This window comes from Variovorax paradoxus, from assembly GCF_022009635.1.
GTDB lineage: Bacteria > Pseudomonadota > Gammaproteobacteria > Burkholderiales > Burkholderiaceae_C > Variovorax.
The window spans coordinates 1,398,243-1,419,208 of the sequence record NZ_CP091716.1 but is presented as its reverse complement, the minus strand read 5'-3'; the positions used below and the strand labels follow the sequence as shown (position 1 = coordinate 1,419,208).

Below are 20,966 nucleotides of genomic sequence, written 5' to 3'. Positions count from 1 at the left end.
CCCCCTCCTTTTCCCGCACCCGTCATGCCTTCGACCGAACTGCTCGACCTCAGCGCCACCGAACTCTCCCGCCGCATCGCCGCGCGCGATGTGTCCTGCCGCGAAGTGATGGCCGCCTCGCTGGCGCGCATCGAGGCGCTGAATCCTCGGTTCAACGCCATCGTCTCGCCGCGCGATCCGGTGCAGCTGCTGGCCGAAGCCGACGAGCGCGACGCCGAGCTGGCACGCGGCGAACGGCGCGGCTGGATGCACGGCTTTCCGCTCGCGGTGAAGGACCTGAGCCATGCCGCCGGGTTGCCGACCTCGATGGGCTCGCCGCTGTCGCCGCGCTCGTCGGCGCGCACCGACAGCCTGCACGTGGCCCGCGCCAGGGCCGCCGGCGCCATCGTCATCGGCAAGACCAACACGCCTGAATTCGGGCTCGGCTCGCACACCTACAACCCGGTGTTCGGCATCACGCGCAACGCCTACGCGCCCGAGCGCAGCGCGGGCGGCAGCAGCGGCGGCGCGGCCGTAGCACTGGCCCTGGGCATGGTGCCCGTGGCCGACGGCAGCGACATGATGGGCTCGCTGCGCAACCCGGCCGCCTTCAACAACGTGATCGGCATGCGGCCCTCGCGCGGACGCGTGCCCGGCGACCCCGAGCAGGAGCTGTTCTTCCAGCAGCTGGGCAGCGAAGGCCCGATGGCGCGCACCGTGGAAGACGCGGCGCGCCTGCTGGCGGTGCAGTCGGGCTTCGACACCCGCGTGCCGCTGTCGTCGCCGCACGCCCTGCCCTCGCCCGACGAACTGCGGCTCGATGGCGACGGCAAGGGCCTGCGCATCGGCTGGCTCGGCAGCATCTGGCCCGACCTGCCGCTGGCGCCCGGCGTGCGCGAACTCGGCGAAAAGGCGCTCGGCACCTTCCGCGACATCGGCTGCGAGGTGGAGCCCTGCACGCTGGATGTGCCGCGCGAACACAACTGGAGCGCCTGGCTGCGGCTGCGGCAACTGCTGGTGGGCGGCAAGCTGGGCGCCTACCTGAGCGACCCGAAGCTCTTTGCGCAGCTCAAGCCCGAGGCGCAATGGGAAATCGAGCAGAGCCGGCACCTCGACGCCGCTTCGCTCTACCAGGCATCGCACTACCGCTCCAACGTGTACCGCGCGTTTCTCAAGCTGTTCGAGCGCTTCGACTTCGTGCTGGCGCCGACGGCACAGGTGTTCCCCTTCGATGCCGAACTGCACTGGCCGGCCGAGGTAGCCGGCGTGAAGAGCGACACGTACCACCGCTGGATGGAGATCGTCACGCCGTTCACGCTGGCGGGGCTGCCGACGCTGAATGTGCGCGCGGGGTTCGGGGAAGGCGGCTTGCCGATGGGGGTGCAGCTCGCGGGGCCGATTCATTCGGACTTCGATGTGCTGCGGCTGGGGCATGCGTATGACCTGGCCTGCGGCTGGGCCGCGCACCGCCCCTCGGTATTGGCCTGACTCCCTCCCCTTCCGGGGGAGGGCTGGGGTGGGGGCAAGCGGCGCTCATTGCAGGCGCCCTGCCCGCCCCCATCCCGACCTTCCCCCAGAAGGGGGAAGGAGCAAAGACATCAGATCGGGGTCAGCACGCCTCGCCCCGCGAAGTGCCCTTCGGCATTCGCCAGGAAATGATCGACCGACTTCTGCGTCGCCTCCGGCGACCATCCCGCCATGTGCGGCGTGAGCAGCACGTTGTCCAGGCCAATCAATTGCTCCGGCCGCTTCGGCTCGCTCTCGTACACGTCGAGCCCCGCAGCGGCGATGCGGTTCTCGCGCAGCGCGGCAGCCAGTGCATCGGTGTCGACCACGCTGCCGCGCCCGATGCTCACCAGGTAGCCCTGCGGCCCCAGCGCATCGAGCACTTCGGCGTTGACCAGGTGCTTCGTCGCCGGTCCGCCCGGCGCGGCCAGCACGAGGAAGTCGGCCCACGCGGCCAGCGACTTCAGGTCGCCGAAGTAGCGCTGCGCCACGCCTTCCTTCGGCTTGCGGTTGTGATAGCCGACCTCCATGTCGAAGGCCGCGGCGCGCTTGGCGATCTTCTGCCCGATGGTGCCCATCCCCAGGATGCCCAGCTTCTTGCCCGACACGTTCGGCGGCTGCGGAATGGCTTCGCGCCAGACGCCCTCTCGGCACAGACGGTCGAGCTTGCGGAACTCGCGCACGATGCCGATCAGCAGGCCGAAGGCGTGGTCGGCCACGCAGTCGTCGTTGGTGCCCGCGCCGTTGGCCGTCACGATGCCGCGCGCGCGCGTGACTTCGAGCGGCACGCCTTCGTAGCCCGCGCCCATGCAGCAGATCAGTTCCACCGCGGGCATGGCCGCGATCTCCTCGGGCGTGATGCCGATGACGCCGATGGTCAGCACCGCGCGGAACTTCTTGCCGTGCTCGGCGATGGCGGCCGCTCGCTGGGCCGCGCCGAAGGCGTAGGTCATGTCGTAGACCTCGCCGATCTGGGCCTGGTGGGCGCTCGAGAGGCTGCTGAGCACCAGCAGGGGAATCTTGGTCGACACGTCTGAACTCCTGGGATCGATAAAAAGAAATGGATGATCGCGCTACATCAGCGGTGTTGCTTCGCTCTTCTGCAAAGCCCACATCTGCGCGTAGCGGCCCTGCTTCGCGAGCAGCTCGGCATGCGTGCCGCGCTCGACGATCACGCCCGACTCCAGCACCAGGATCTCGTGCGCGTCGACCACCGTCGACAGGCGGTGCGCGATGACCAGCGTGGTCTTGTCCTGCGCGGCGCTCTTGAGTTCCGACTGGATGGCGCGCTCGTTGGCCGAATCGAGCGCCGAGGTGGCCTCGTCGAAGATCACGATGGGCGGGTTCTTCAGCAGCGTGCGCGCGATGGCCACGCGCTGCTTCTCGCCGCCCGAGAGCTTCAGCCCGCGCTCGCCCACGGTCGTTTCGTAGCCCTTGGGCGTGGCCGAGATGAAGTCGTGGATGCGCGCGGCACGCGCGGCGGCCTCCACCTCTTCGCGCGTGGCGCCGGGGCGGCCGTAGGCGATGTTGTATTCGACCGTGTCGTTGAACAGCACCGTGTCCTGCGGCACGATGCCGATGGCGCGGCGCACGCTCGACTGGGTCACGTCGCGGATGTCTTCGCCACCGATGGTGATGTGTCCGTGCTGCACGTCGTAGAAGCGGTACAGCAGGCGCGCCAGCGTGGACTTGCCCGAGCCCGAAGGCCCGACCACCGCCACCGTCTTGCCGGCCGGGATCTCGAAGCTCACATGCTTGAGAATCGGCCGCGCGGGCTCGTAGGCGAAGCTCACGTCCTCGAAGCGCACCGTCGAATCGGTGCCGGCCAGCGGCTGCGCCTCGGGCGCGTCGCGCACCTCGCGCTCTTTTTCCATCAGCACGAACATCTTGTCGAGGTCGGTCAGGCTCTGCTTGATCTCGCGGTAGATCACGCCCAGGAAGTTGAGCGGAATGTAGAGCTGGATCATGAAGGCGTTGACCATCACCAGGTCGCCCAGCGTCATGCGCCCATCGACCACGCCCGAGGTGGCGCGCCACAGCATCAGCACCAGGCTGATGGCAATCAGCGCCTGCTGCCCGGTGTTGAGCATGCTCAGCGTGCGCTGGCTCTTGATGGCGGCCTTGCGGTAGCGGTCGAGGCTGGCGTCGTAGCGCTTTGCCTCGAACTCCTCGTTGTTGAAGTACTTGACGGTCTCGTAGTTCAGCAGCGAATCGACCGCACGGCTCTGGGCCATGGAGTCGAGCTCGTTCATGGTCTTGCGGAACTGCGTGCGCCATTCCGTCACCGTGACCGTGAAGGTGATGTACAGCACCAGCGCCGCCAAAGTGATCCACACGAACAGCGAATCGAACTTCACGCCCAGGATGCAGAGCACCAGCACCAGTTCGATGATGGTCGGCACGATGCTGTAGAGCGACATCGAGATGAGCGAGTGCACGCCGCGCGTGCCGCGCTCGATGTCGCGCGTCATGCCGCCGGTCTGGCGCTCCAAATGAAAGCGCAGGCTCAGCGAATGAAGGTGGCCGAACACTTCCAGCGCGATCTGCCGCGCCGTGCCCTCGGTGGCCTTGGCGAAGATCAGCTCGCGCAGCTCGCCGAAGAGCGCCGTGGAAAAGCGCAGCAGGCCGTAGGCCAGCAGCAGGCCGATGGGCACGATGAGCAGCGCCTGGGCCATGTCCGGCTTGGGCGTCATGGTGTCGACCAGGTTCTTCAGCAGCACCGGCACGCCCACGTTGGCCACCTTGGCGCCCACCATGAACGTGAGCGCGGCGATCACCCGCCACTTGTACTGCCAGAGGTAGGGAAACAGGCGCCGCAGCGTCGCCCAGTCGGAACGGTCGCCGCGCTCCGGCGGATGGCCGGACACGGTGTGGGAGGGGGTGAGGGCTTCGCCGCCGCGGCGCATGGAGGACAATCGTGGTTGCTTGTTTGTTCCAGATTGTGCCCATGTCAGATACTTCCAGTGCCGCCGCCGCTGCCACCCTCAAGAGCCTGCCCACCGACATGGAGCTGGTGCTCAAGGTCATTCCGATGCCGGCGGACTGCAATGCCAACGGCGACATCTTCGGCGGCTGGGTCATGGCGCAGTGCGACCTGGCCGGCTCGGTGATCCCGGCGCGCTACGCCAAGGGCCGCCAGGCCACGGTGGCCGTGAACGAGTTCATCTTCAAGCAGCCGGTGCGGCTGGGCGACATCCTCTCGTTCTATTCGAAGCTGGTGCGCATCGGGCGCACCTCGGTCACGGTAACGGTCGAGGTGTTCGCCGAACGCTTCCGCGCGCAGGGCGAATACATCAAGGTGACGCAGGCCACCTTCACCTACGTTGCAATAGACGACAACGGCCGCCCGCGCCCGATCGAACAGCAGCCCTGATCGGGCAGGCTCAGACGCCGGGGTCGCGCACCCGCTCGAAGCGCTCGAACTCGCGGTTGATCCAGCGCCCGCCCTGGCGCTCCACGCGGCGGATGTAGACGGTCTGCACCACGTCGCGCGTGTGGGCGTCGATCTCGAGCGGGCCGCGCGGGCTGTCGAGCTTCAGGCCCCGGAACGCATCCACCAGCCGCTCCCCGCCCGCGTTGCCGCGCGCGGCGGGCGAGCTCATTGCCGCGTCGATGGCCGCGAGCGCATCGTGCGCAGCGACCGCGAAGTAGCCCGGCCGCAGGTGGCTGCCGTATTCGGTCTCGAAGACGCCCGTGAAGCGCCGGTTGGCCGTGGATTCGTGCGCAAACGAATAGTGATGGCTGGTGACCAGGCCGTCGGCCAGCTCGCCGATGCCCTGGAGGTAGTTGTCGTCGGTGGCGTCGCCGGTCGAGAGCAGTCGGATACCGGTGTCGGCCATGCCGCGGTCGCGCCAGAACTTGAGGAAGCCGGCCGGCATCTGCCCCGAGGGCAGGAAGAAGAACACCGCCTGCGGCTTGAGCTCGCGCAGCCGCAGCATGTAGGCCGAGTAGTCGAGCGTGGCCAGCGGCACCCGCAGCATCGCGCCGACCCGCCCGCCGCCCGCGGTGATGCCCGAGACGAAGGCGCTCTCGGCATCGACGCCCGAGGCGTAGTCGGCCACCACCGTGCAGACGTCGCGCAGCCCCTGCTGGAGCGCCCAGCGCGCCAGCGGCAGCGTGACCTGCGCAATGGTGAAAGAAACCCGCACCGCGAACGGGCAGCGCGCCGTGATGCCCGATGAAGCGGCGTTCATCACGATGAGGGGCATCCGGGCCTGCGCCGCGACGGCGCCCACGGCATAGGCGTTGGAGCTGAAGTCGAGCCCGCTGAGCAGGTCGACCTTTTCGCTTTCCACGAGGTCCTGCGCGTGGCGCCGTGCCTGGTCGGGCGCGCTGCCGGGCACGTCGCGCCGCAGCAGTTCGACCGGCCGGCCCGCGATGTGGTGGTTGTGCGCGGCCAGCCAGACCGCCATGCCCGCATCGAACTGGCGACCGCCGCCCGCATAGGGCCCGGACCACGAGCCGATGACGCCGATGCGCAGCGGCCGCACCCGCGCGAAAACCAGTGCGGGCGCGGCGACCAACGCGCCCGCAAGCAAGCCCAAAGTACGCCGGCGCACCGGCTGGCATGCTACTTTTTCAGTAGCATCATTCGCCCGCTGGTCGGGCGTTGCGAGAGTTCTGATCCCTGAAACTTGCACGCGGGACAGTGTACGCGCGCAAGTGCGGAAACACCTCGATCAGACCTTCGAGAAATCAGGCTTGCGCTTCTCCATGAACGCACCGAAGGCCTCGCGCGCCGCCGGTTCGCGCAGCATGCGGCCGAAGCTCGCGCCCTCCTCGCCCATGCGCTCGAGCACGGCGGGCATCTGCGCCTTCTTCAGCAGGCGCTTGGTCTCGATCAGCGCGCTCAGCGGCTTGGCGGCGAGCTTGCGGGCCTGCATCTGCGCGATGCCGTTGGCTTCGGTCGGCGGCACCACGCGGTTGACCAGGCCCACTTCGAGCGCGGCCTCGGCCATGAAAGGCTCGCCCAGCAGCAGCGCCTCGGCCGCGCGGTGATAGCCCAGCATCTGCGGCACCAGCAGGCTCGAGGCCGCCTCGGGGCACAGGCCCAGGTTCACGAAAGGCATCGAGAAGGCCGCGTTGTCGCCCGCATAGACCAGGTCGCAGTGGAACAGCATCGTGGTGCCGATGCCCACGGCCGGGCCGCACACCGAGGCGACGATGGGCTTGGGGAAGGTCGCGATGCCGCGCAGGAAGCGGAACACCGGCGATTCTTCGGTCGACGGCGGGCCGTTGAGGAAGTCGCCGATGTCGTTGCCCGCGCTGAAGATCGTCGGGTCGCCCTGGATCAGCACGCAGCGCACGGCCGCTTCGCTTTCGGCCGTGGCCAGCGCTGCAGCCAGTTCGGCGTACATGCTGCTGGTGATCGAGTTCTTCTTGTCGACGCGATTGAAGGTGATGGTCATCACACCAGCTTCGGTGTGGACGAGGATGTCGCTCATAAAAAATCCTTGGATAGAACGGGTGGTGTGCCGCCCTCAGGCGGCGGCAAGTGCTTCGCGTACGAATTCGAGCCGGTCCTGGCCCCAGAACATTTCGTCGCCGACGAACATGGTGGGCGCGCCGAACACGCCGCGATCCACTGCTTCCTGCGTGACGGCCTTGAGCCGGTCTTTGGTTTCCTGCGCGCCGGCCAGCGCGAGCAGCCCCGCGGCGTCGAAGCCTGCATTTTGCAAGACGGCGCCGACGGTGGCGGAGTCGTTGAGGTTCCGGGGTTCGACCCACATCGCGTGGTAGACCGCATCGACGTATGCGCCGAAGCGCTCCGGCTCCTTCATCTGGATGCCGGTGGCCCCGCGCATCAGCAGCAGCGTGTTGATCGGAAAGTGCGGGTTGTGCGCGAAGGGCACGCCGTAGCGCCTGGCGAAGCGCTTCAGGTCTGCCGTCATGTAGGGCCCCTTGGGCTTGATCTCGGCGGGCGAGTGGTTGCCCGTCGCCTGGAACACGCCGCCGAGCAGCATGGGCTTCCACACCAGCTCGGCGCCGGTGTCGGCGCAGACATGCGGCAGCTGCGTCGCGGCCAGGTAGGCGGCGGGGCTGCCGAAGTCGAAATAGAAGTCGACGGATTTGGTCATTGGCGTTGTCTCCTTCGCGGAATTCTTCAGAACTTCTCGGACCAGGGCCGCAGGTCGAGTTCGTGCGTCCATGCGTCGCGCGGCTGGGCATGGAGCATCCAGTAGCTGTCGGCGATGTGGTCGGGGTTCAGGATGCCGTCGTTTTCCTTCAGCGCATAGCGCTCGGGGAAGTTGCTGCGGATGAATTCGGTGTCGATGGCGCCGTCGACCACCACGTGCGCCACATGAATGCCCTGCGGTCCAAGCTCGCGCGCCATCGACTGGGCCAGCGCGCGCAACGCCATCTTGGCACCCGAGAAGGCGCCGAAGTTGGCCGCGCCGCGCAGCGATGCCGTGGCGCCGGTGAAGATGATCGTGCCGCGATGGCCTCCCTGGGGAATCTCGCGCGCCACCATCCGCTTCGCCACTTCGCGGCCGTTGAGAAAGCCCGAGAAGCAGGCCATCTCCCACACCTTGAAGTACTTGCGCGCGGTCTCGTTCAGGATGCTCTCGGGCACGTTGGCGCCGATGTTGAACACCATCACCTCGATCGGCCCGATGGTCGATTCGATCTGCTCGACGAGCGCGACCACTTCTTCTTCCTTGCGCGCGTCGCAGGCAAAGGCATGCGCGCGGCCACCGTCGGCCTCGATCTGCGCGACCAGCGGCTGCAGCTTGTCGAGGCTGCGCCGCGTGACGCAGGTGGCGAAGCCCTCGCGCGCGAAACGGCGGGCAATGGCACCGCCGGTGGCGTCGCCGGCGCCGACGATGAGTGCGGCCTTTTGCAGAGTAGCCATGTTCATTCCTTGTAGTAGACGATCTGGTTCGAGGTGGCCAGCAGCACGCCCTTCTCGCTCCACAGATGCGCCGACTGGTCGAAGAAACCGTTGAAGAACTGCTGCCCCGCCGCGCGGCCCAGCAGATAGCCCGTGCCGACCTCGGCCAGTTGCTCCGGCCCGGCGTGGAAGTAGGTGGTGATCGACACCGTGCCCGCCGGCACGTGCTTCGCGCGGCGCAGCCACACGCGCGGATAGAACATGTCGCTCATCGCGGCGAGCGAGGCGAAGTCCAGGGGCCGCGGTTGCGCGTCGCGCAGCCAGATGCGCGTCTCGCTGTGGTGCAGGCTGGCGTCCCACTTCGAGGGAATGCCACCGCTGAAGGGGCGCATCTCGTACTGGTTGATCCAGGCCACGCCGGAGGGGCCGATGGTCATGCGCTCGACCGCCTCGGGCCTCGGCGACTCGGGCATCGGCATGTCGCTCTCGCCCCAGGTGTCGCGGCGCGCGGCCGTCACCACGGTGGCGGTGGTCGTCATGTTGGGCGCGCCGCCGGTACCGGGCTGGGTGATCTGCACCGTCCAGTGTTGTGTCGAGCGGTTGGTGCGCACGGCCGTGGCCTGGATGTCGAACGCGCCGGCTTCGAGCGCGGCGGCGTAGTTGACGGTGAGCGCGATGGGCGTGCCGAGCACATCGGGGTGCTGCATCACCGACTGCAGCACGAGGGCCGCGGTGGTGCCGCCGAAGGGCCCGACCATGTTCCAGTAGTCGGGGCTGGTGGTGCCGGTGAAGTGCCCCACGCGAAGGTCGCTGTGGTGGATCGTCAGGGCTTTGTCGAAGGGGTGCGTGCTCGTCGTCATGATCGGCAGTGTGCCTCCGGTGGGTGCGCTCACGCAGTCGTGTGCGGGACGCCGGCGTGCTGCACTGCGGTAAGCGAAGCCAGCCTGTGCAGCTTGTCGGCCGTGCTCGGCCACAGGCTCTGGCTGAACTGCTCGCGGAAGAAACCGAAGTGGCCGATGCGCCGCGCCTGCACGTCGGCCGGCGCGATGCGCTCGACCGCGCTCGGCGCGCCGGCATAGAAGCTCACGAGGCTTTGCGTGCCCGCGAGCGTCATGAGTTCGTCGTCGGTCATCGACAGCGCGAGCACCGGAAAGCGCACGCGGTTGTAGCTCTGCGACGCGAGCTTGCCTTCGGCGCCCACGCTGTAGCGCGGATTGAGGCACCAGCGCCGCCACTGCAGGATCACGCCGCGCGGCAGGTCGCCCACCTTCCTCAGCTTGCGGCCAGGGAAGTAGCCGAACAGCCGCGTGACCAGCGGCACCAGCACGAACCAGAAGTAGAGGATGCCGCGCTTGAGCTTCGGCGCGTTCTCGCGCCAGTAGCCGCTGCCCGCCGCGATGCTGACGAGGCCGTCGACCTGCTCGGGCCGCTGCAGGAAGCCCGGCAGCTGCGCGCCGAGGCTGTGGCCCAGCAGGTAGAGCGGCTCATCGGGCAGCGCGGTCTTGGCGGCATCGATCACTGCTTCGTAGTCGCGGGCCCAGTCGAACAGGTCGGCCTTCACTTCGCGCAACGGCTCGTTGCCGCGCGAGTCGCCCGAGCCCCGGTAGTCGAAGGTCCAGACGCGCAGGCCCTGCTGCTCGGCAAGCCACTGCGCGAAGGGTTCGTAGAAGGACTGGCGCACGCCCATCGCACCGCCGATGACGATGCTGGCGCGCGGCGCGCCGACGGGCTCGTAGCGGCGCACCGCCAGTTGCTGCGCGCCGCCGTCGACCGGAAGCTGCTGCTGCGTCTGCATGAAGTTGTCTCCTTCGTTGTGCCGACACTCGTAGCGGTGTCTTGCGCGCTGCGGGTCAGACCCTTTCGAAAATACCGGCTGCGCCCTGCCCCATGCCCACGCACATCGTGACCATGCCGTACTTCAGGTTCTCGCGACGCAGCGCGTGCACCACGGTGGCCGAGCGGATGGCGCCCGTGGCACCCAGCGGATGGCCCAGCGCGATGGCGCCGCCCATCGGGTTGACCTTCGACGGATCGAGGCCCAGCGTGTTGATGACGGCGAGCGACTGCGCGGCGAAGGCTTCGTTCAGTTCGAACCAGTCGATGTCCTCGTGCTTCAGGCCCGCATAGCGCAGCGCGGCCGGAATCGCCTCGATCGGGCCGATGCCCATGATGTGCGGCGGCACGCCCTTGCTCGCGAAGCTCACGAAGCGCGCGAGCGGCGTGAGGCCGTATTGCTTCACCGCCTTCTCGCTGGCCAGGATCAGCGCGCCGGCGCCGTCCGAGGTCTGCGAGCTGTTGCCGGCCGTCACCGTGCCGCGCGCGGCGAACACGGTGCGCAGCTTGGCCAGGCCTTCGAGGCTGGTGTCGGGGCGCGCGCCTTCGTCGAGGTTGACGGTGCGGGTCTTGGCGATCGATTCGCCGGTCTCGAGGTTCGGCGTGCGGTCGGTCACTTCGATGGGCGTGATCTCGTCGGCGAACTTGCCGGCCTTCTGCGCGGCCAGCGCCTTCTGGTGCGAGGCGAGCGCGAACTCGTCCTGCGCCTCGCGGCTCACCTTCCACTGCTGCGCGACCTTCTCGGCGGTGAGGCCCATGCCGTAGGCGATGCCCACATCACCTTCGCGCTCGAAGATCGAGGGCGACAGCGAGGGCGAGTTGCCCATCATCGGCACCATGCTCATGCTCTCGACGCCGGCAGCGATCATCACGTCGGCCTCGCCGACGCGGATGCGGTCGGCGGCCATCTGCACGGCCGACAGGCCCGATGCGCAGAAGCGGTTGACGGTGATGCCGCCGACGCTGGTCGGCAGGCCGGCCAGCACCGCGCCGATGCGCGCGACGTTCAGGCCCTGCTGCGATTCGGGAATCGCGCAGCCGCAGATGATGTCTTCGATGGCCTTTGGATCGAGGCTGGGCACGGCAGCCAGCGCGGCGCGCAGCGTGGTGGCCAGCAGGTCGTCGGGGCGGTAGTTGCGGAAGTAGCCGCGGTGCGACTTGCCGATGGGGGTGCGGGTGGCGGAGACGATGTAGGCGTCTTGGACTTGTTTCATGGATGGCTCCTGGATTGGGCTCCTTCCCCCTCTGGGGGAAGGCTGGGATGGGGGCAGACGGCCGTCAATTCATCCAGTCGATTGACGATGGCCTGCAGCACCCCTTCAAGATTGACAAACGGATCGTTCGAGCCGAAGCGAAGTACTTCGAATCCCTGCGCACGCAGGAAGGCGTCACGTCGGGCGTCGTAGCCGGCCTGTGCCTGGTGTTGAGATCCGTCGAGTTCGACGATCAGCTTCGGCTCGAGGCACGCGAAATCGGCGATGTAGTTGCCAAGCGGATGCTGCCTGCGAAACTTCACTCCCAACTGCTCGCTGCGCAGCCCGCTCCAGAGCTTGCGCTCGGAGTCGGTCATTTCGCGTCGCAGCGTACGGGCGTTCTGCTGCGCGTTGGGAGTGGATTGGTTTTGCATAGGCTGCTTGCCCCCATCCCTGCCTTCCCCCAGAGGGGGAAGGAGAAAGAGGGATACCCGCTTCAGTTCCGCACCGGCTTGCCCGTGCTCAGCATCCCCATGATCCGCTCCTGCGTCTTCGGATGCACGATGAGCGAGCAGAACGCCTTGCGTTCCAGCGTCATCAGATATTCCTCCGTCACGAGCGAACCCGCATCCACGTCGCCGCCAGTCACCACATTGGCGATCAGGCTGGCGATGTGGAAGTCGTGCGCGCTGATGAAGCCGCCGTCGCGCATGTTCACGAGCTGGCCCTTGATGGTGGCGGCGCCGCTGCGGCCCGCCACGCGGAAGGTGCGGCGAAGCGGCGGGCGGTAGCCGGCGTCGGCCATGGCCTTGGCCTGTTGCAGCGCCACGTACAGCAGCTCGTCCTTGTTCGGCACGATCACGTCGCTGTCGAGCAGGTAGCCCAGCTTCTTCGAGTCGAGCGCGCCGGTGCCCACCTTCGCCATCGCGGCGGCGGTGAAACCTTCGGTCAGGAAAGGCAGCAGGTCGGTGCCCGTCGAGGCCGATGCATTCTCGGCCGCGCGGCGCGCGATGTAGGTCAGGCCGCCGGCGCCCGGGATCAGGCCCACGCCCACTTCGACCAGGCCGATGTAGCTTTCCATCGCGGCGACGCGCTTGGCCGAGTACACGGCCAGCTCGCAACCGCCGCCCAGTGCCAGGCCGCGCACGGCGGAGATCACCGGCACGTTGGCATAGCGGATCTTGAGCATCACGTTCTGCAGCTCTTCTTCCGCGCCTTCGACCGCGCCGATGCCCGCGACCACGAAGGCCGGCAGCATCGCCTGCAGGTCGGCGCCGACCGAGAACATCTCGTCGGGCGACCAGATCACCAGGCCCTTGTATTCGGCTTCGGCCAGGTCGACCGCGGCGCCCAGCGCCTCGGCCACGTCGGGGCTGATGGCGTGCATCTTCGAATGGATGCTGGCGATGAGCACTTCACCGTCCAGCGTCCACACGCGCACGTCGCCTTCGTCGCTGATGGTGGTGCCGGCCGTGTTGGCGTCGGCGGCGTTCGCGCCGAGCACGCTCTCGGGGAACAGCTGGCGGTCATGCACGGGCAGACGGCGCTGCGGCACGAACTTATTCTGCGATGCGCTCCAGGAGCCTTCTGGCGTGTGCACGCCGCCGGCTTCGGCCACGGGGCCTTCGAACACCCACTTGGGCAGCGGCGCGGTGCTCAGCGCCTTGCCGGCGTCGATGTCTTCCTGGATCCACTTGGCGACCTGCGCCCAGCCGGCTTCCTGCCACAGCTCGAACGGGCCCTGCTTCATGCCGAAGCCCCAGCGCATGGCGAAGTCGATGTCGCGCGCGCTCTCGGCGATGTCGCCCAGGTGCACGGCGGCGTAGTGGAAGCCGTCGCGCAGGATGGCCCAGAGGAACTGGCCCTGCGGTCCTTCGCTCTCGCGCAGCAGCTTCAGGCGCTCGCCAGCAGGCTTCTTGAGCATGCGGCCGTACACCTCGTCGGCCTTGGCGCCGGCGGGCACGTACTCGCCGCTCTTCAGGTCGAAGCGCAGGATGTCGCGGCCGACCTTCTTGAAGAAGCCGGCCTTGGTCTTCTGGCCCAGGTTGCCCAGTTCGAGCAGCTTGGCGAGCACCGGCGGCGTCGCGAAGTTGGCGTAGAACGGATCGGTCTCTGCGTTGAGGTTGTCCTGCAGCGTCTTCACGACGTGGGCCATGGTGTCCAGGCCCACCACGTCGGCGGTGCGGAAGGTGCCCGAGCTCGCGCGGCCCAGCTTCTTGCCGGTGAGGTCGTCCACCACGTCGGGCGTCAAACCGAACTTCTCGACTTCCTTCAGCGTGGCCAGCATGCCGGCAATGCCGACACGGTTGGCGATGAAGTTGGGCGTGTCGTGCGCGCGCACCACGCCCTTGCCGAGCGTGCTGGTGACGAAGGCCTCGAGGTCGTCGAGCACCTGCGGCTGGGTGGTGGGCGTGTTGATCAGCTCCACCAGGAACATGTAGCGCGGCGGGTTGAAGAAGTGAATGCCGCAGAAGCGCGGCTTCAGGGCTTCGGGCAGCGCCTCGCTGAGCTTGGTGATCGACAGGCCCGAGGTGTTCGAGGCCAGGATCGAATGCTTGGCGACGTGAGGCGCGATCTTCTTGTAGAGGTCGAGCTTCCAGTCCATGCGCTCGGCAATGGCCTCGATGACGAGGTCGCACTCGCCGAGCCTGGCAAGGTCGTCTTCGTAGTTGGCCTGCTCGATCAGCACGGCGTCGGCCACGTCGCCCAGCGGCGCGGGCTTGAGCTTCTTGAGGTTGTCGATGGCGCGGGTGACGATGCCGTTCTTCGGGCCTTCCTTTGCGGCCAGATCGAACAGGACAACGGGCACGCGCACGTTGACGAGATGGGCCGCAATCTGCGCGCCCATCACGCCGGCGCCGAGCACGGCGACCTTCTTCACTTGAAATCGGGACATGTTGCTTGGTATGTGTTGTGGGAAACCGTGCGCCGCTACTTACTGCACACGGTTCCAGGTTTGGGTGCGCCAGAAGGGGCCCAGGTAGCCGCGCACTTCGAGCTTCTTGCCGCCGTCGACGGGCGTGAAGCTGGCGCGGTATTCCTTGCCGTTCTCGGGGTCGAGGATCTTTCCGCCTTCCCAGACGTCCTTGCCCTCGGCCTTCTTGCCGCCGCGGATGATGTCGAGGCCGACCATGGGCTTGTCCTTGCGGTCGTCGCTGCATTCGCTGCAGACGGCGCCGGGCTTGGCGTCCTTGCCCAGCGCCTTCTCGATGCGCCCGGACAGGCCGCCGCCGGTCTCGGCGATGCTGATCTCGGCCTTGACCTCGCCCGTCTTGTCGTCCACGTTGCGCCACAGCCCCACCGGCGTGGTCTGGGCCATGGCCGAAGCGGCGGTGGCGGCGAACAGGAGGGCGGCAAGTGTTGTCTTCATGATCGGCGGTTCCGGGAAGTTGAGGGAAGACGAGACAGTACTACCACTCAGGCCAGTGCCGCGTCGGTGTCCATCAGCACCTTGCTGCCGGCGCGCGCGGTGCGCATCAGCGTCGCGGTCTCGGGGAACAGCTTGGCGAAGTAGAAGCGCGCGGTCTGCAGCTTGGCGACGTAGAACGGGTCGTTGTTGCCGGCGGCGATTTCGCGCAGGGCCACCTGCGCCATGCGGGCGAACAGGTAGCCGAACACGAAGTGACCGGCCACGCGCAGGTAGTCCACCGCGGCAGCGCCCACTTCGTCGGGGTTCTGGAAGCCCTTGAAGCCGATCTCGGTGGTGAACTTGGTGAGCTGGTCGCCCAGGCCGGCGATCGGATTGATGAACTCGGCCATCTTCTCGTTCACGCCTTCTTCCTCCACCAGCTTGCCCACGAGCTTGCCGAACTTCTTGAGCGAGGCGCCGTTGTTGCCCAGCACCTTGCGGCCCAGCAGGTCCAGCGACTGGATGGTGTTGGTGCCTTCATAGATCATGTTGATGCGGTTGTCCCGCACGAACTGCTCCATGCCCCATTCCTTGATGAAGCCGTGGCCGCCGAACACCTGCATGCAGGCGTTGGTCGAGATGTGGCCGTTGTCGGTGATGAAGGCCTTGACGATGGGGGTCAGCAGCGCGACCAGTTCGCCCGAGTCCTTGCGCACCTTCTCGTCGGGATGGTTGTGTTCCTTGTCGAGCAGCAGCGTGCAGAAGATCTGCAGCGCGCGGCCGCCTTCGGCGTAGGCCTTGGCGGTGAGCAGCATCTTGCGCACGTCGGGGTGCACGATGATGGGGTCGGCTTCCTTGTCCTTGGCCTTCACGCCCGACAGCGAGCGCATCTGGATACGGTCCTTGGCGTAGGCCAGCGCGTTCTGGTAGGCCACTTCGGTCAGGCCCAGCGACTGGTTGCCCACGCCCAGGCGGGCGGCGTTCATCATCACGAACATCGCGGCCAGGCCCTTGTTGGGCTCGCCCACCAGCGTGCCGGTGGCGCCTTCGATCACGATCTGCGCGGTGGCGTTACCGTGGATGCCCATCTTGTGCTCCAGGCCGGCGCAGAAGATCGGGTTGCGTTCGCCCAGCGAGCCGTCGGCCTTGACCTTGAACTTCGGCACCACGAACAGGCTGATGCCCTTGCTCCCCTTCGGCGCATCAGGCAGGCGGGCCAGCACCAGGTGAATGATGTTGTCCGTCATGTCGTGCTCGCCGGCCGAGATGAAGATCTTGCTGCCGGTGATGCGGTAGGTGCCGTCGGCCTGCGGCTCGGCCTTGGTGCGCAGCAGGCCGAGGTCGGTGCCGCAATGAGGTTCGGTCAGGCACATGGTGCCGGTCCACTCGCCGCTGGTGAGCTTGGGCAGGTAGGTCTTCTTCTGCTCTTCGGTGCCGTGCGCGGCCAGCGCCTCGTAGGCGCCGTGCGAGAGGCCGGGGTACATGGTCCAGGCCTGGTTGGCGCTGTTGAGCATCTCGAACAGGCACTGGTTGACCACGAAGGGCAGGCCCTGGCCGCCGAAGGCCGGGTCGCACGACAGCGCGGGCCAGCCGCCTTCGACGTACTTGGCGTAGGCATCCTTGAAGCCCTTGGGCGTCTTGACTTCGTGCGTGGCCTTGTCGAGCGTGCAGCCCTCTTCGTCGCCGCTGATGTTCAGCGGGAAGGTCACTTCGGCGGCGAACTTGCCGGCCTCTTCGATCACCGCGTTGATGGTGTCGGCATCGGTCTCGGCATGGGCCGGAAGCGCCTTGAGTTCCTCGGTGACGTTGAGCACTTCGTGCAGCACGAACTGCATGTCACGCACGGGCGGGTTGTAGGTAGGCATCCGGAACTCTCCTGGTCGAAGCTAGATAGAAAAAGAAAAGGGAAGACGAAAACGGGAGCGCGCGCTTTTCTCAGCGCACGGTCTTGAGACGGCGGGCGGTGGGCGCGGCAGCGGCGGCTGCCGAATCGGGCTGCGGCGCACTGGGCGTGGCGCTGCGCGCGAGGATGTTGTCGAAGCCGGTGTTGGCGCGGCCGATGGAGCCGGGCACCTGAAGAAAGCGCGCCTCGTAGTGCAGCGCGAGGATCAGGCCGTGGATCTCGAATGCCACCTGGCGCTCGTCGGCGTCGGCGCGCAGATGGCCTTCGCTCTGCGACTGCACGATGGCGCGCAGCACGGCCGCCTGCCAGATGCTGACCGACTCGACCAGCGCGTCGCGCACCGGGCCCGGTCGGTCGTCGAATTCGGACGCGCCGCTGATGTAGATGCAGCCCGAGTCGATCTCGGTCGACGTGCGCTTCATCCAGTTGGCGAACATGGCGCGCAAGCGTGGCAGGCCGCGCGGCGCATTCAGCGCGGGGAAGAACACTTCCTGCTCGAAGCGGGCGTGATACTCGCGCACCACCGAGATCTGCAGTTCCTCGCGCGAGCCGAAGTGGGCGAAAACGCCCGACTTGCTCATCTTGGTGATTTCAGCCACGGCGCCGATCGACAGGCCCTCGAGCCCGATTTGCGCGGCCAGCGCCAGCGCGGCGTCGACGATGACTGCCTTGGTCTGCTGGCCCTTCTGGGCAGCACGGGCGGGCTTGGCGGGGACGGCAGTGGCGGACATCGTGGAACTCCCAAACAAAAACGAACGGTCGTTCTATTTTGCAGGGACTTCGCACTTTTGGCTGCCAAAGACCTTCAGCGAGAGAAGGTTAATGGGATGCACGGAAGAGCCGCAATCGGGCCCTCCCCTCGCCTGCCGGCTCAGAACTCCTGCGACACCGGCCGCAGCACCACTTCGTTGATGTCCACGTCCGCCGGCTGCTCCACCGCGTAGACGACGGCGCGCGCCACCGAATCCGCCGGGATCTGGTTGGCTTCGTAGAACGCCTTCACGCCGGCTGCGCTCTCGGCGTCGGTGCTGCCGAACTTCAGTTCCGACTCCACCGCGCCGGGCGACACGACGGTCACGCGCACGCCGCTGTTGCCCATTTCGACGCGCAGCCCTTCGGAGATGGCGCGCACCGCGTACTTGGTCGCGCTGTAGACGGTGCCGATGGGCGTGAACACCTTCAGCCCGGCGATCGACGCGATGTTGACGATGTGCCCGCTGCCCTGCGCCTGCATGCGCGGCAGCACGGCGGCGATGCCGTACAGCACGCCCTTGATGTTGACGTCGATGGTGCGGTCCCACTCGTCGACCTTGAGCTTCTCGATGGGCGACAGCGGCATCACGCCCGCGTTGTTGACCAGCACGTCGATGCGGCCGAAGGCTTCCACCGTGGCGACTGCGAGCTTTTCGAGATCGGCGCGTTTGGCCACGTCGGTGGCCACGGCGATGGCCTCGCCGCCGGCTTCGCGGATTTCGGCGACAAGCTTCTCGAGCCGCTCGGTGCGGCGGGCCGCGAGCACGACCCTGGCGCCGCGCGCGGCCAGGTGGCGCGCGGTCGATTCGCCGAGCCCGCTGCTCGCGCCGGTGACGATGGCGACCTTGCCTTTGATGTTGTCTTGAACGGATGTCATGGCGGTTTTCCTTGCTGGGTGTTGAAGAGATGCACCGAGTGTGGAAAATCCAACTGTTCCCGTAAATGAAACTCTGGCGACTTCAGAATTCCTGAAACAGGAATACCCAACTTCCCATGTCCAACCGCCTCGAAGCCCTGCGCGTTTTCTGCGCCGCCGCCGACGCCGCCAATTTCCGCGACGCGGCCGTGCGCCTGTCGGTGTCGCCGCAGGTGGTGACGCGCGCGGTGCGCGAACTCGAAGACGAACTGGGCGAGCCGCTCTTTCACCGAAGCACGCGCGGCGTGCAGCTCACCGACTTCGGCCGGCAGCTCGCCGAGCGTGCGCGCGTGGCGGTGGGCGGCGTGGACGAGCTGTTCCACCGCACCGACCGGCGCGCGCTTTCGCAGCACGAAGGCACGGTGCGGGTCACGGCGCCGGGCATCTTCGGCCGCCGGTTGATTCCGCAGGCGCTGGCACCGATGCTCGCCGCGCACCCGGGCCTGTTGCTCGATTTGCGCGTGTCGGAGGAGCATGCCGACATGGTCGACCAGCAGATCGACATCGGCGTGCGCGTCGGGCCGCTGCGCGACGCGCGCTTCGTGGCGCGACCGGTGGGCAAGATGGCGCTGCATGTGGTGGCCGCGCCGTCGCTCATCGCGCGCACCGGCCTGCCGAAGAACATCGACGCGCTCGCGGGCATGCCGCTCACCGCACTGATCGACCGCATGTCGGGGCGGCCGTGGCCGATGATCTTCAGCAAGGGCCGGCAACTGGCGGTGACATCGCCCGCCTTCGTCACCGACGACTTCGACGCCGAGGGCGCCGCCGTGCTCGCGGGCCTGGGCTTCGCGCAGTTGATTGGCTCGCTGGCCGAGCCAGGGCTCGCGTCGGGCGCGCTGGTGCCGGTGCTCGAGGCCGACGCGCCGGAGCCCTGGCCGATCTACGTGTACCGCGCGCAGCGTGCACCGGTACCGGCGCGCGTGCGGCTGGTGTACGACGAGTTGATCCGCGTGCTGCGCTGAGCGCCGCTGCTACTGCGAGGACAGAACGCGTGCCCGCTGCCAGGCCCCGGGCGTGAAGCCGAAGTGGCGTGTGAAGACGCGCGTCATGTGGCTCTGGTCCGCGAAGCCGCTGGCGGCCGCCGCGCCGGCGAGGCTCTCGCCGCGGCGGATCAGGGCGCGCGCACGCTCGCCGCGCTGCAGCAGCAGCCAGGCATGCGGCGGCACGCCGTAGGCTTTCTCGAAACGGCGCAGCACCTGGAACTTGCTGAGGCCGGCCATCGCGGCAAGCTGTTCGAGCGAAGGAGCATCGAGCAGGTCGTCGGCAAGACGCTCGCGCAGCCGGCGCACATCGCCGCCGGTCTCGCGCAGCGACAGCGCGGTGGAGTGGGCCTCGAGCAGCAGGCCGCAGACCTCGGCCAAGGACTCTTCGCAGGCCAGCGCTTCGGCTGTGGCGGCGCGGCTCGCATGCAGGGCCTGCCATTCATCGAGCCGCACGAACAGGCTGCGCAGCGCCCCGCTCAAGCGCGAGTCCCGCAGCACCGGGCGCGTGAGCTCGACGTCATGGCCGCCGGTGTCATCGCCGCGCATGCCCGCCATCACGGCCGCATCGAAATACACCATGCGCCAACGCCGCGACGGGCCGCCCAGCGGACGGCCGTCATGCACTTCCCCGGGGTTGGTGGTGATCAGGTCGCCGGCATAGGCGTCGACCTTGCCTCGGCCGCTGGCCGAGCTTTGCGCGCCGTGGTCGAGCAAACCGACGCCGTAGGTCGCGTGCCAGTGCCGGCCATAGTGGCGGGCACTGTCCATCGCTGTGCCGTGCACGCCCTCCCAGGGCGTGCCGAAGACTTGCGAGCGATGGTCCGGCGGCGTTCTCGTCATCCGCCGGATGATCTCAGAGAACCGCGCTCAGAGCTTGAAGGGAATCACTTCCTGGCGCTGCTCGCCCAGGCCTTCGATACCCAGCGTCATCACGTCGCCCTTCTTCAGGAACAGCGGCGGCTTCATGCCCATGCCCACGCCGGGCGGCGTGCCGGTGGTGATGACGTCGCCGGGCATCAGCGTCATGAACTGGCTCACGTAGCTGACGATCTTGGCCACGCTGAAGATCATGGTCTTGGTGTTGCCGGTCTGCACGCGCTGGCCGTTCAGGTCGAGCCACATCGCGAGCTTCTGCGGGTTCTCGATCTCGTCGCGCGTCACCAGCCAGGGGCCGATGGGGCCGAAGGTGTCGCAGCCCTTGCCCTTGTCCCAGGTGCCGCCGCGCTCGATCTGGAACTCGCGTTCGCTGATGTCGTTGATGGTGCAGTAGCCGGCCACGTAATCGAGCGCGCTCTTTTGCGACACGTAGCGCGCGCGCGTGCCGATGACCACGCCCAGCTCGACTTCCCAGTCGGTCTTGACCGAGCCCTTGGGCAGCATCACCGGGTCGTTCGGGCCCTGGATGCAGCTGTTGGCCTTGGTGAACACCACGGGTTCCTTGGGTACCGGCAGGCCGGATTCGGCCGCGTGGTCCGCATAGTTCAGGCCGATGGCGATGAACTTGCCGACGTTGGCCACGGGGCTGCCGAAGCGCGGCTTGCCCTTGACCAGCGGCAGCTTGTCGACCTTCTGCTTGCGCAGCTTGGCAATGGCGGCATCGCCCAGTTGCTCGGGACCGATGTCCTTGACGATGGCGCTCAGGTCGCGCAGCTTGCCGTCGGCGTCGATGAGGCCGGGCTTTTCCTTGCCGGGGTTGCCATAGCGGACGAGTTTCAT

Annotated in this window: 20 protein-coding genes; 3 read left to right on the top strand and 17 right to left on the bottom strand. The window is 67.5% G+C overall.

The annotated features are described in order from the left end of the window. The first annotated feature begins 24 nt into the window (after positions 1–24). The gene (locus L3V85_RS06680; protein WP_237678598.1) at positions 25–1,467 is read left to right on the top strand and encodes an amidase; all 1,443 of its coding nucleotides are present in this window, start codon (positions 25–27) and stop codon (positions 1,465–1,467) included. 110 nt (positions 1,468–1,577) lie between these two features. On the opposite strand, the gene L3V85_RS06675 is transcribed toward L3V85_RS06680, so the two are convergent. Together L3V85_RS06675 and L3V85_RS06670 are read right to left on the bottom strand one after the other, a co-directional pair. Next, positions 1,578–2,516 carry a 2-hydroxyacid dehydrogenase gene (locus L3V85_RS06675; protein ID WP_237678597.1) on the bottom strand — a complete coding sequence of 313 codons (939 nt, stop codon included), beginning with the start codon at positions 2,514–2,516 and terminating at the stop codon, positions 1,578–1,580. A 42-nt stretch (positions 2,517–2,558) separates the two neighbouring features. Then, positions 2,559–4,391, bottom strand: a complete 1,833-nt coding sequence (locus L3V85_RS06670) for an ABCB family ABC transporter ATP-binding protein/permease (protein WP_237680507.1) — start codon at positions 4,389–4,391, stop codon at positions 2,559–2,561. A gap of 41 nt (positions 4,392–4,432) precedes the next feature. On the opposite strand from L3V85_RS06670, the gene L3V85_RS06665 reads away from it, so the two are divergent. Continuing rightward, on the top strand, positions 4,433–4,858 hold the full coding sequence (locus tag L3V85_RS06665) for an acyl-CoA thioesterase (RefSeq protein ID WP_081268377.1): 426 nt from the start codon (positions 4,433–4,435) through the stop codon (positions 4,856–4,858). Between the two features lie 10 nt (positions 4,859–4,868). Here the strand turns inward: L3V85_RS06665 and L3V85_RS06660 are convergent, their stop codons facing one another. The 13 genes from L3V85_RS06660 to L3V85_RS06600 all read right to left on the bottom strand — a co-directional run bounded on the left by L3V85_RS06660 (position 4,869) and on the right by L3V85_RS06600 (position 18,225). Next, the gene (locus L3V85_RS06660; protein ID WP_237680506.1) at positions 4,869–5,975 is read right to left on the bottom strand and encodes an ABC transporter substrate-binding protein; all 1,107 of its coding nucleotides are present in this window, start codon (positions 5,973–5,975) and stop codon (positions 4,869–4,871) included. Between the two features lie 189 nt (positions 5,976–6,164). Next, on the bottom strand, positions 6,165–6,929 hold the full coding sequence (locus L3V85_RS06655; protein WP_237678596.1) for an enoyl-CoA hydratase: 765 nt from the start codon (positions 6,927–6,929) through the stop codon (positions 6,165–6,167). A gap of 36 nt (positions 6,930–6,965) precedes the next feature. Beyond that, positions 6,966–7,562 (bottom strand): 2-hydroxychromene-2-carboxylate isomerase, encoded by a 597-nt coding sequence (locus L3V85_RS06650; RefSeq protein ID WP_237678595.1) that lies wholly within the window; start codon positions 7,560–7,562, stop codon positions 6,966–6,968. A 26-nt stretch (positions 7,563–7,588) separates the two neighbouring features. After that, on the bottom strand, positions 7,589–8,338 hold the full coding sequence (locus tag L3V85_RS06645; protein ID WP_237678594.1) for an SDR family oxidoreductase: 750 nt from the start codon (positions 8,336–8,338) through the stop codon (positions 7,589–7,591). 2 nt (positions 8,339–8,340) lie between these two features. Then, positions 8,341–9,177, bottom strand: coding sequence for an acyl-CoA thioesterase (locus tag L3V85_RS06640; RefSeq protein ID WP_237678593.1), 837 nt, complete (start codon positions 9,175–9,177; stop codon positions 8,341–8,343). Positions 9,178–9,206: 29 nt separating this feature from the next. Next, positions 9,207–10,112 (bottom strand): alpha/beta fold hydrolase, encoded by a 906-nt coding sequence (locus tag L3V85_RS06635; protein WP_237678592.1) that lies wholly within the window; start codon positions 10,110–10,112, stop codon positions 9,207–9,209. A 55-nt stretch (positions 10,113–10,167) separates the two neighbouring features. After that, complete coding sequence (locus L3V85_RS06630) at positions 10,168–11,364, bottom strand: acetyl-CoA C-acyltransferase (RefSeq protein ID WP_237678591.1); 1,197 nt, start codon at positions 11,362–11,364, stop codon at positions 10,168–10,170. Further along, entirely contained in the window at positions 11,361–11,777 is a 417-nt protein-coding gene (locus tag L3V85_RS06625; protein ID WP_237678590.1) for an endonuclease domain-containing protein, read from the bottom strand. Before L3V85_RS06625 ends, L3V85_RS06630 begins: the two co-directional genes overlap by 4 nt. Before the next feature lie 62 nt (positions 11,778–11,839). Further along, positions 11,840–14,239 carry a 3-hydroxyacyl-CoA dehydrogenase/enoyl-CoA hydratase family protein gene (locus L3V85_RS06620; protein WP_237678589.1) on the bottom strand — a complete coding sequence of 800 codons (2,400 nt, stop codon included), beginning with the start codon at positions 14,237–14,239 and terminating at the stop codon, positions 11,840–11,842. Between the two features lie 39 nt (positions 14,240–14,278). Then, entirely contained in the window at positions 14,279–14,713 is a 435-nt protein-coding gene (locus L3V85_RS06615) for a DUF2147 domain-containing protein (RefSeq protein WP_237678588.1), read from the bottom strand. A 47-nt stretch (positions 14,714–14,760) separates the two neighbouring features. Further along, positions 14,761–16,557, bottom strand: a complete 1,797-nt coding sequence (locus L3V85_RS06610; protein ID WP_237678587.1) for an acyl-CoA dehydrogenase C-terminal domain-containing protein — start codon at positions 16,555–16,557, stop codon at positions 14,761–14,763. 70 nt (positions 16,558–16,627) lie between these two features. Then, a complete protein-coding gene (locus L3V85_RS06605) occupies positions 16,628–17,326 on the bottom strand; it encodes a TetR/AcrR family transcriptional regulator (protein WP_237678586.1) in 699 nt (232 codons plus the stop codon). Between the two features lie 140 nt (positions 17,327–17,466). Next, complete coding sequence (locus L3V85_RS06600) at positions 17,467–18,225, bottom strand: SDR family oxidoreductase (RefSeq protein ID WP_237678585.1); 759 nt, start codon at positions 18,223–18,225, stop codon at positions 17,467–17,469. 116 nt (positions 18,226–18,341) lie between these two features. On the opposite strand from L3V85_RS06600, the gene L3V85_RS06595 reads away from it, so the two are divergent. Continuing rightward, positions 18,342–19,229, top strand: a complete 888-nt coding sequence (locus L3V85_RS06595) for a LysR family transcriptional regulator (protein ID WP_237678584.1) — start codon at positions 18,342–18,344, stop codon at positions 19,227–19,229. Between the two features lie 9 nt (positions 19,230–19,238). Here L3V85_RS06595 and L3V85_RS06590 read toward each other — a convergent pair whose 3' ends face one another. Together L3V85_RS06590 and L3V85_RS06585 are read right to left on the bottom strand one after the other, a co-directional pair. Then, positions 19,239–20,090, bottom strand: a complete 852-nt coding sequence (locus L3V85_RS06590) for an AraC family transcriptional regulator (RefSeq protein WP_237678583.1) — start codon at positions 20,088–20,090, stop codon at positions 19,239–19,241. A 27-nt stretch (positions 20,091–20,117) separates the two neighbouring features. Next, the gene (locus L3V85_RS06585) at positions 20,118–20,966 is read right to left on the bottom strand and encodes a fumarylacetoacetate hydrolase family protein (protein ID WP_237678582.1); all 849 of its coding nucleotides are present in this window, start codon (positions 20,964–20,966) and stop codon (positions 20,118–20,120) included.

Excerpts from the sequence above, each read along its gene's own strand:
- L3V85_RS06615 (WP_237678588.1), bottom strand. The coding sequence starts at position 14,713 with ATGAAGACAACACTTGCCGCCCTCCTGTTCGCCGCCACCGCCGCTTCG.
- L3V85_RS06645 (WP_237678594.1), bottom strand. The coding sequence starts at position 8,338 with ATGGCTACTCTGCAAAAGGCCGCACTCATCGTCGGCGCCGGCGACGCC.
- L3V85_RS06635 (WP_237678592.1), bottom strand. The coding sequence starts at position 10,112 with ATGCAGACGCAGCAGCAGCTTCCGGTCGACGGCGGCGCGCAGCAACTG.
- L3V85_RS06680 (WP_237678598.1), top strand. The coding sequence starts at position 25 with ATGCCTTCGACCGAACTGCTCGACCTCAGCGCCACCGAACTCTCCCGC.
- L3V85_RS06595 (WP_237678584.1), top strand. The coding sequence starts at position 18,342 with ATGTCCAACCGCCTCGAAGCCCTGCGCGTTTTCTGCGCCGCCGCCGAC.
- L3V85_RS06605 (WP_237678586.1), bottom strand. The coding sequence starts at position 17,326 with ATGTCCGCCACTGCCGTCCCCGCCAAGCCCGCCCGTGCTGCCCAGAAG.
- L3V85_RS06625 (WP_237678590.1), bottom strand. The coding sequence starts at position 11,777 with ATGCAAAACCAATCCACTCCCAACGCGCAGCAGAACGCCCGTACGCTG.
- L3V85_RS06670 (WP_237680507.1), bottom strand. The coding sequence starts at position 4,391 with ATGCGCCGCGGCGGCGAAGCCCTCACCCCCTCCCACACCGTGTCCGGC.
- L3V85_RS06650 (WP_237678595.1), bottom strand. The coding sequence starts at position 7,562 with ATGACCAAATCCGTCGACTTCTATTTCGACTTCGGCAGCCCCGCCGCC.
- L3V85_RS06655 (WP_237678596.1), bottom strand. The coding sequence starts at position 6,929 with ATGAGCGACATCCTCGTCCACACCGAAGCTGGTGTGATGACCATCACC.
- L3V85_RS06600 (WP_237678585.1), bottom strand. The coding sequence starts at position 18,225 with ATGACATCCGTTCAAGACAACATCAAAGGCAAGGTCGCCATCGTCACC.
- L3V85_RS06630 (WP_237678591.1), bottom strand. The coding sequence starts at position 11,364 with ATGAAACAAGTCCAAGACGCCTACATCGTCTCCGCCACCCGCACCCCC.
- L3V85_RS06640 (WP_237678593.1), bottom strand. The coding sequence starts at position 9,177 with ATGACGACGAGCACGCACCCCTTCGACAAAGCCCTGACGATCCACCAC.
- L3V85_RS06665 (WP_081268377.1), top strand. The coding sequence starts at position 4,433 with ATGTCAGATACTTCCAGTGCCGCCGCCGCTGCCACCCTCAAGAGCCTG.
- L3V85_RS06620 (WP_237678589.1), bottom strand. The coding sequence starts at position 14,239 with ATGTCCCGATTTCAAGTGAAGAAGGTCGCCGTGCTCGGCGCCGGCGTG.
- L3V85_RS06585 (WP_237678582.1), bottom strand. The coding sequence starts at position 20,966 with ATGAAACTCGTCCGCTATGGCAACCCCGGCAAGGAAAAGCCCGGCCTC.
- L3V85_RS06610 (WP_237678587.1), bottom strand. The coding sequence starts at position 16,557 with ATGCCTACCTACAACCCGCCCGTGCGTGACATGCAGTTCGTGCTGCAC.
- L3V85_RS06590 (WP_237678583.1), bottom strand. The coding sequence starts at position 20,090 with ATGACGAGAACGCCGCCGGACCATCGCTCGCAAGTCTTCGGCACGCCC.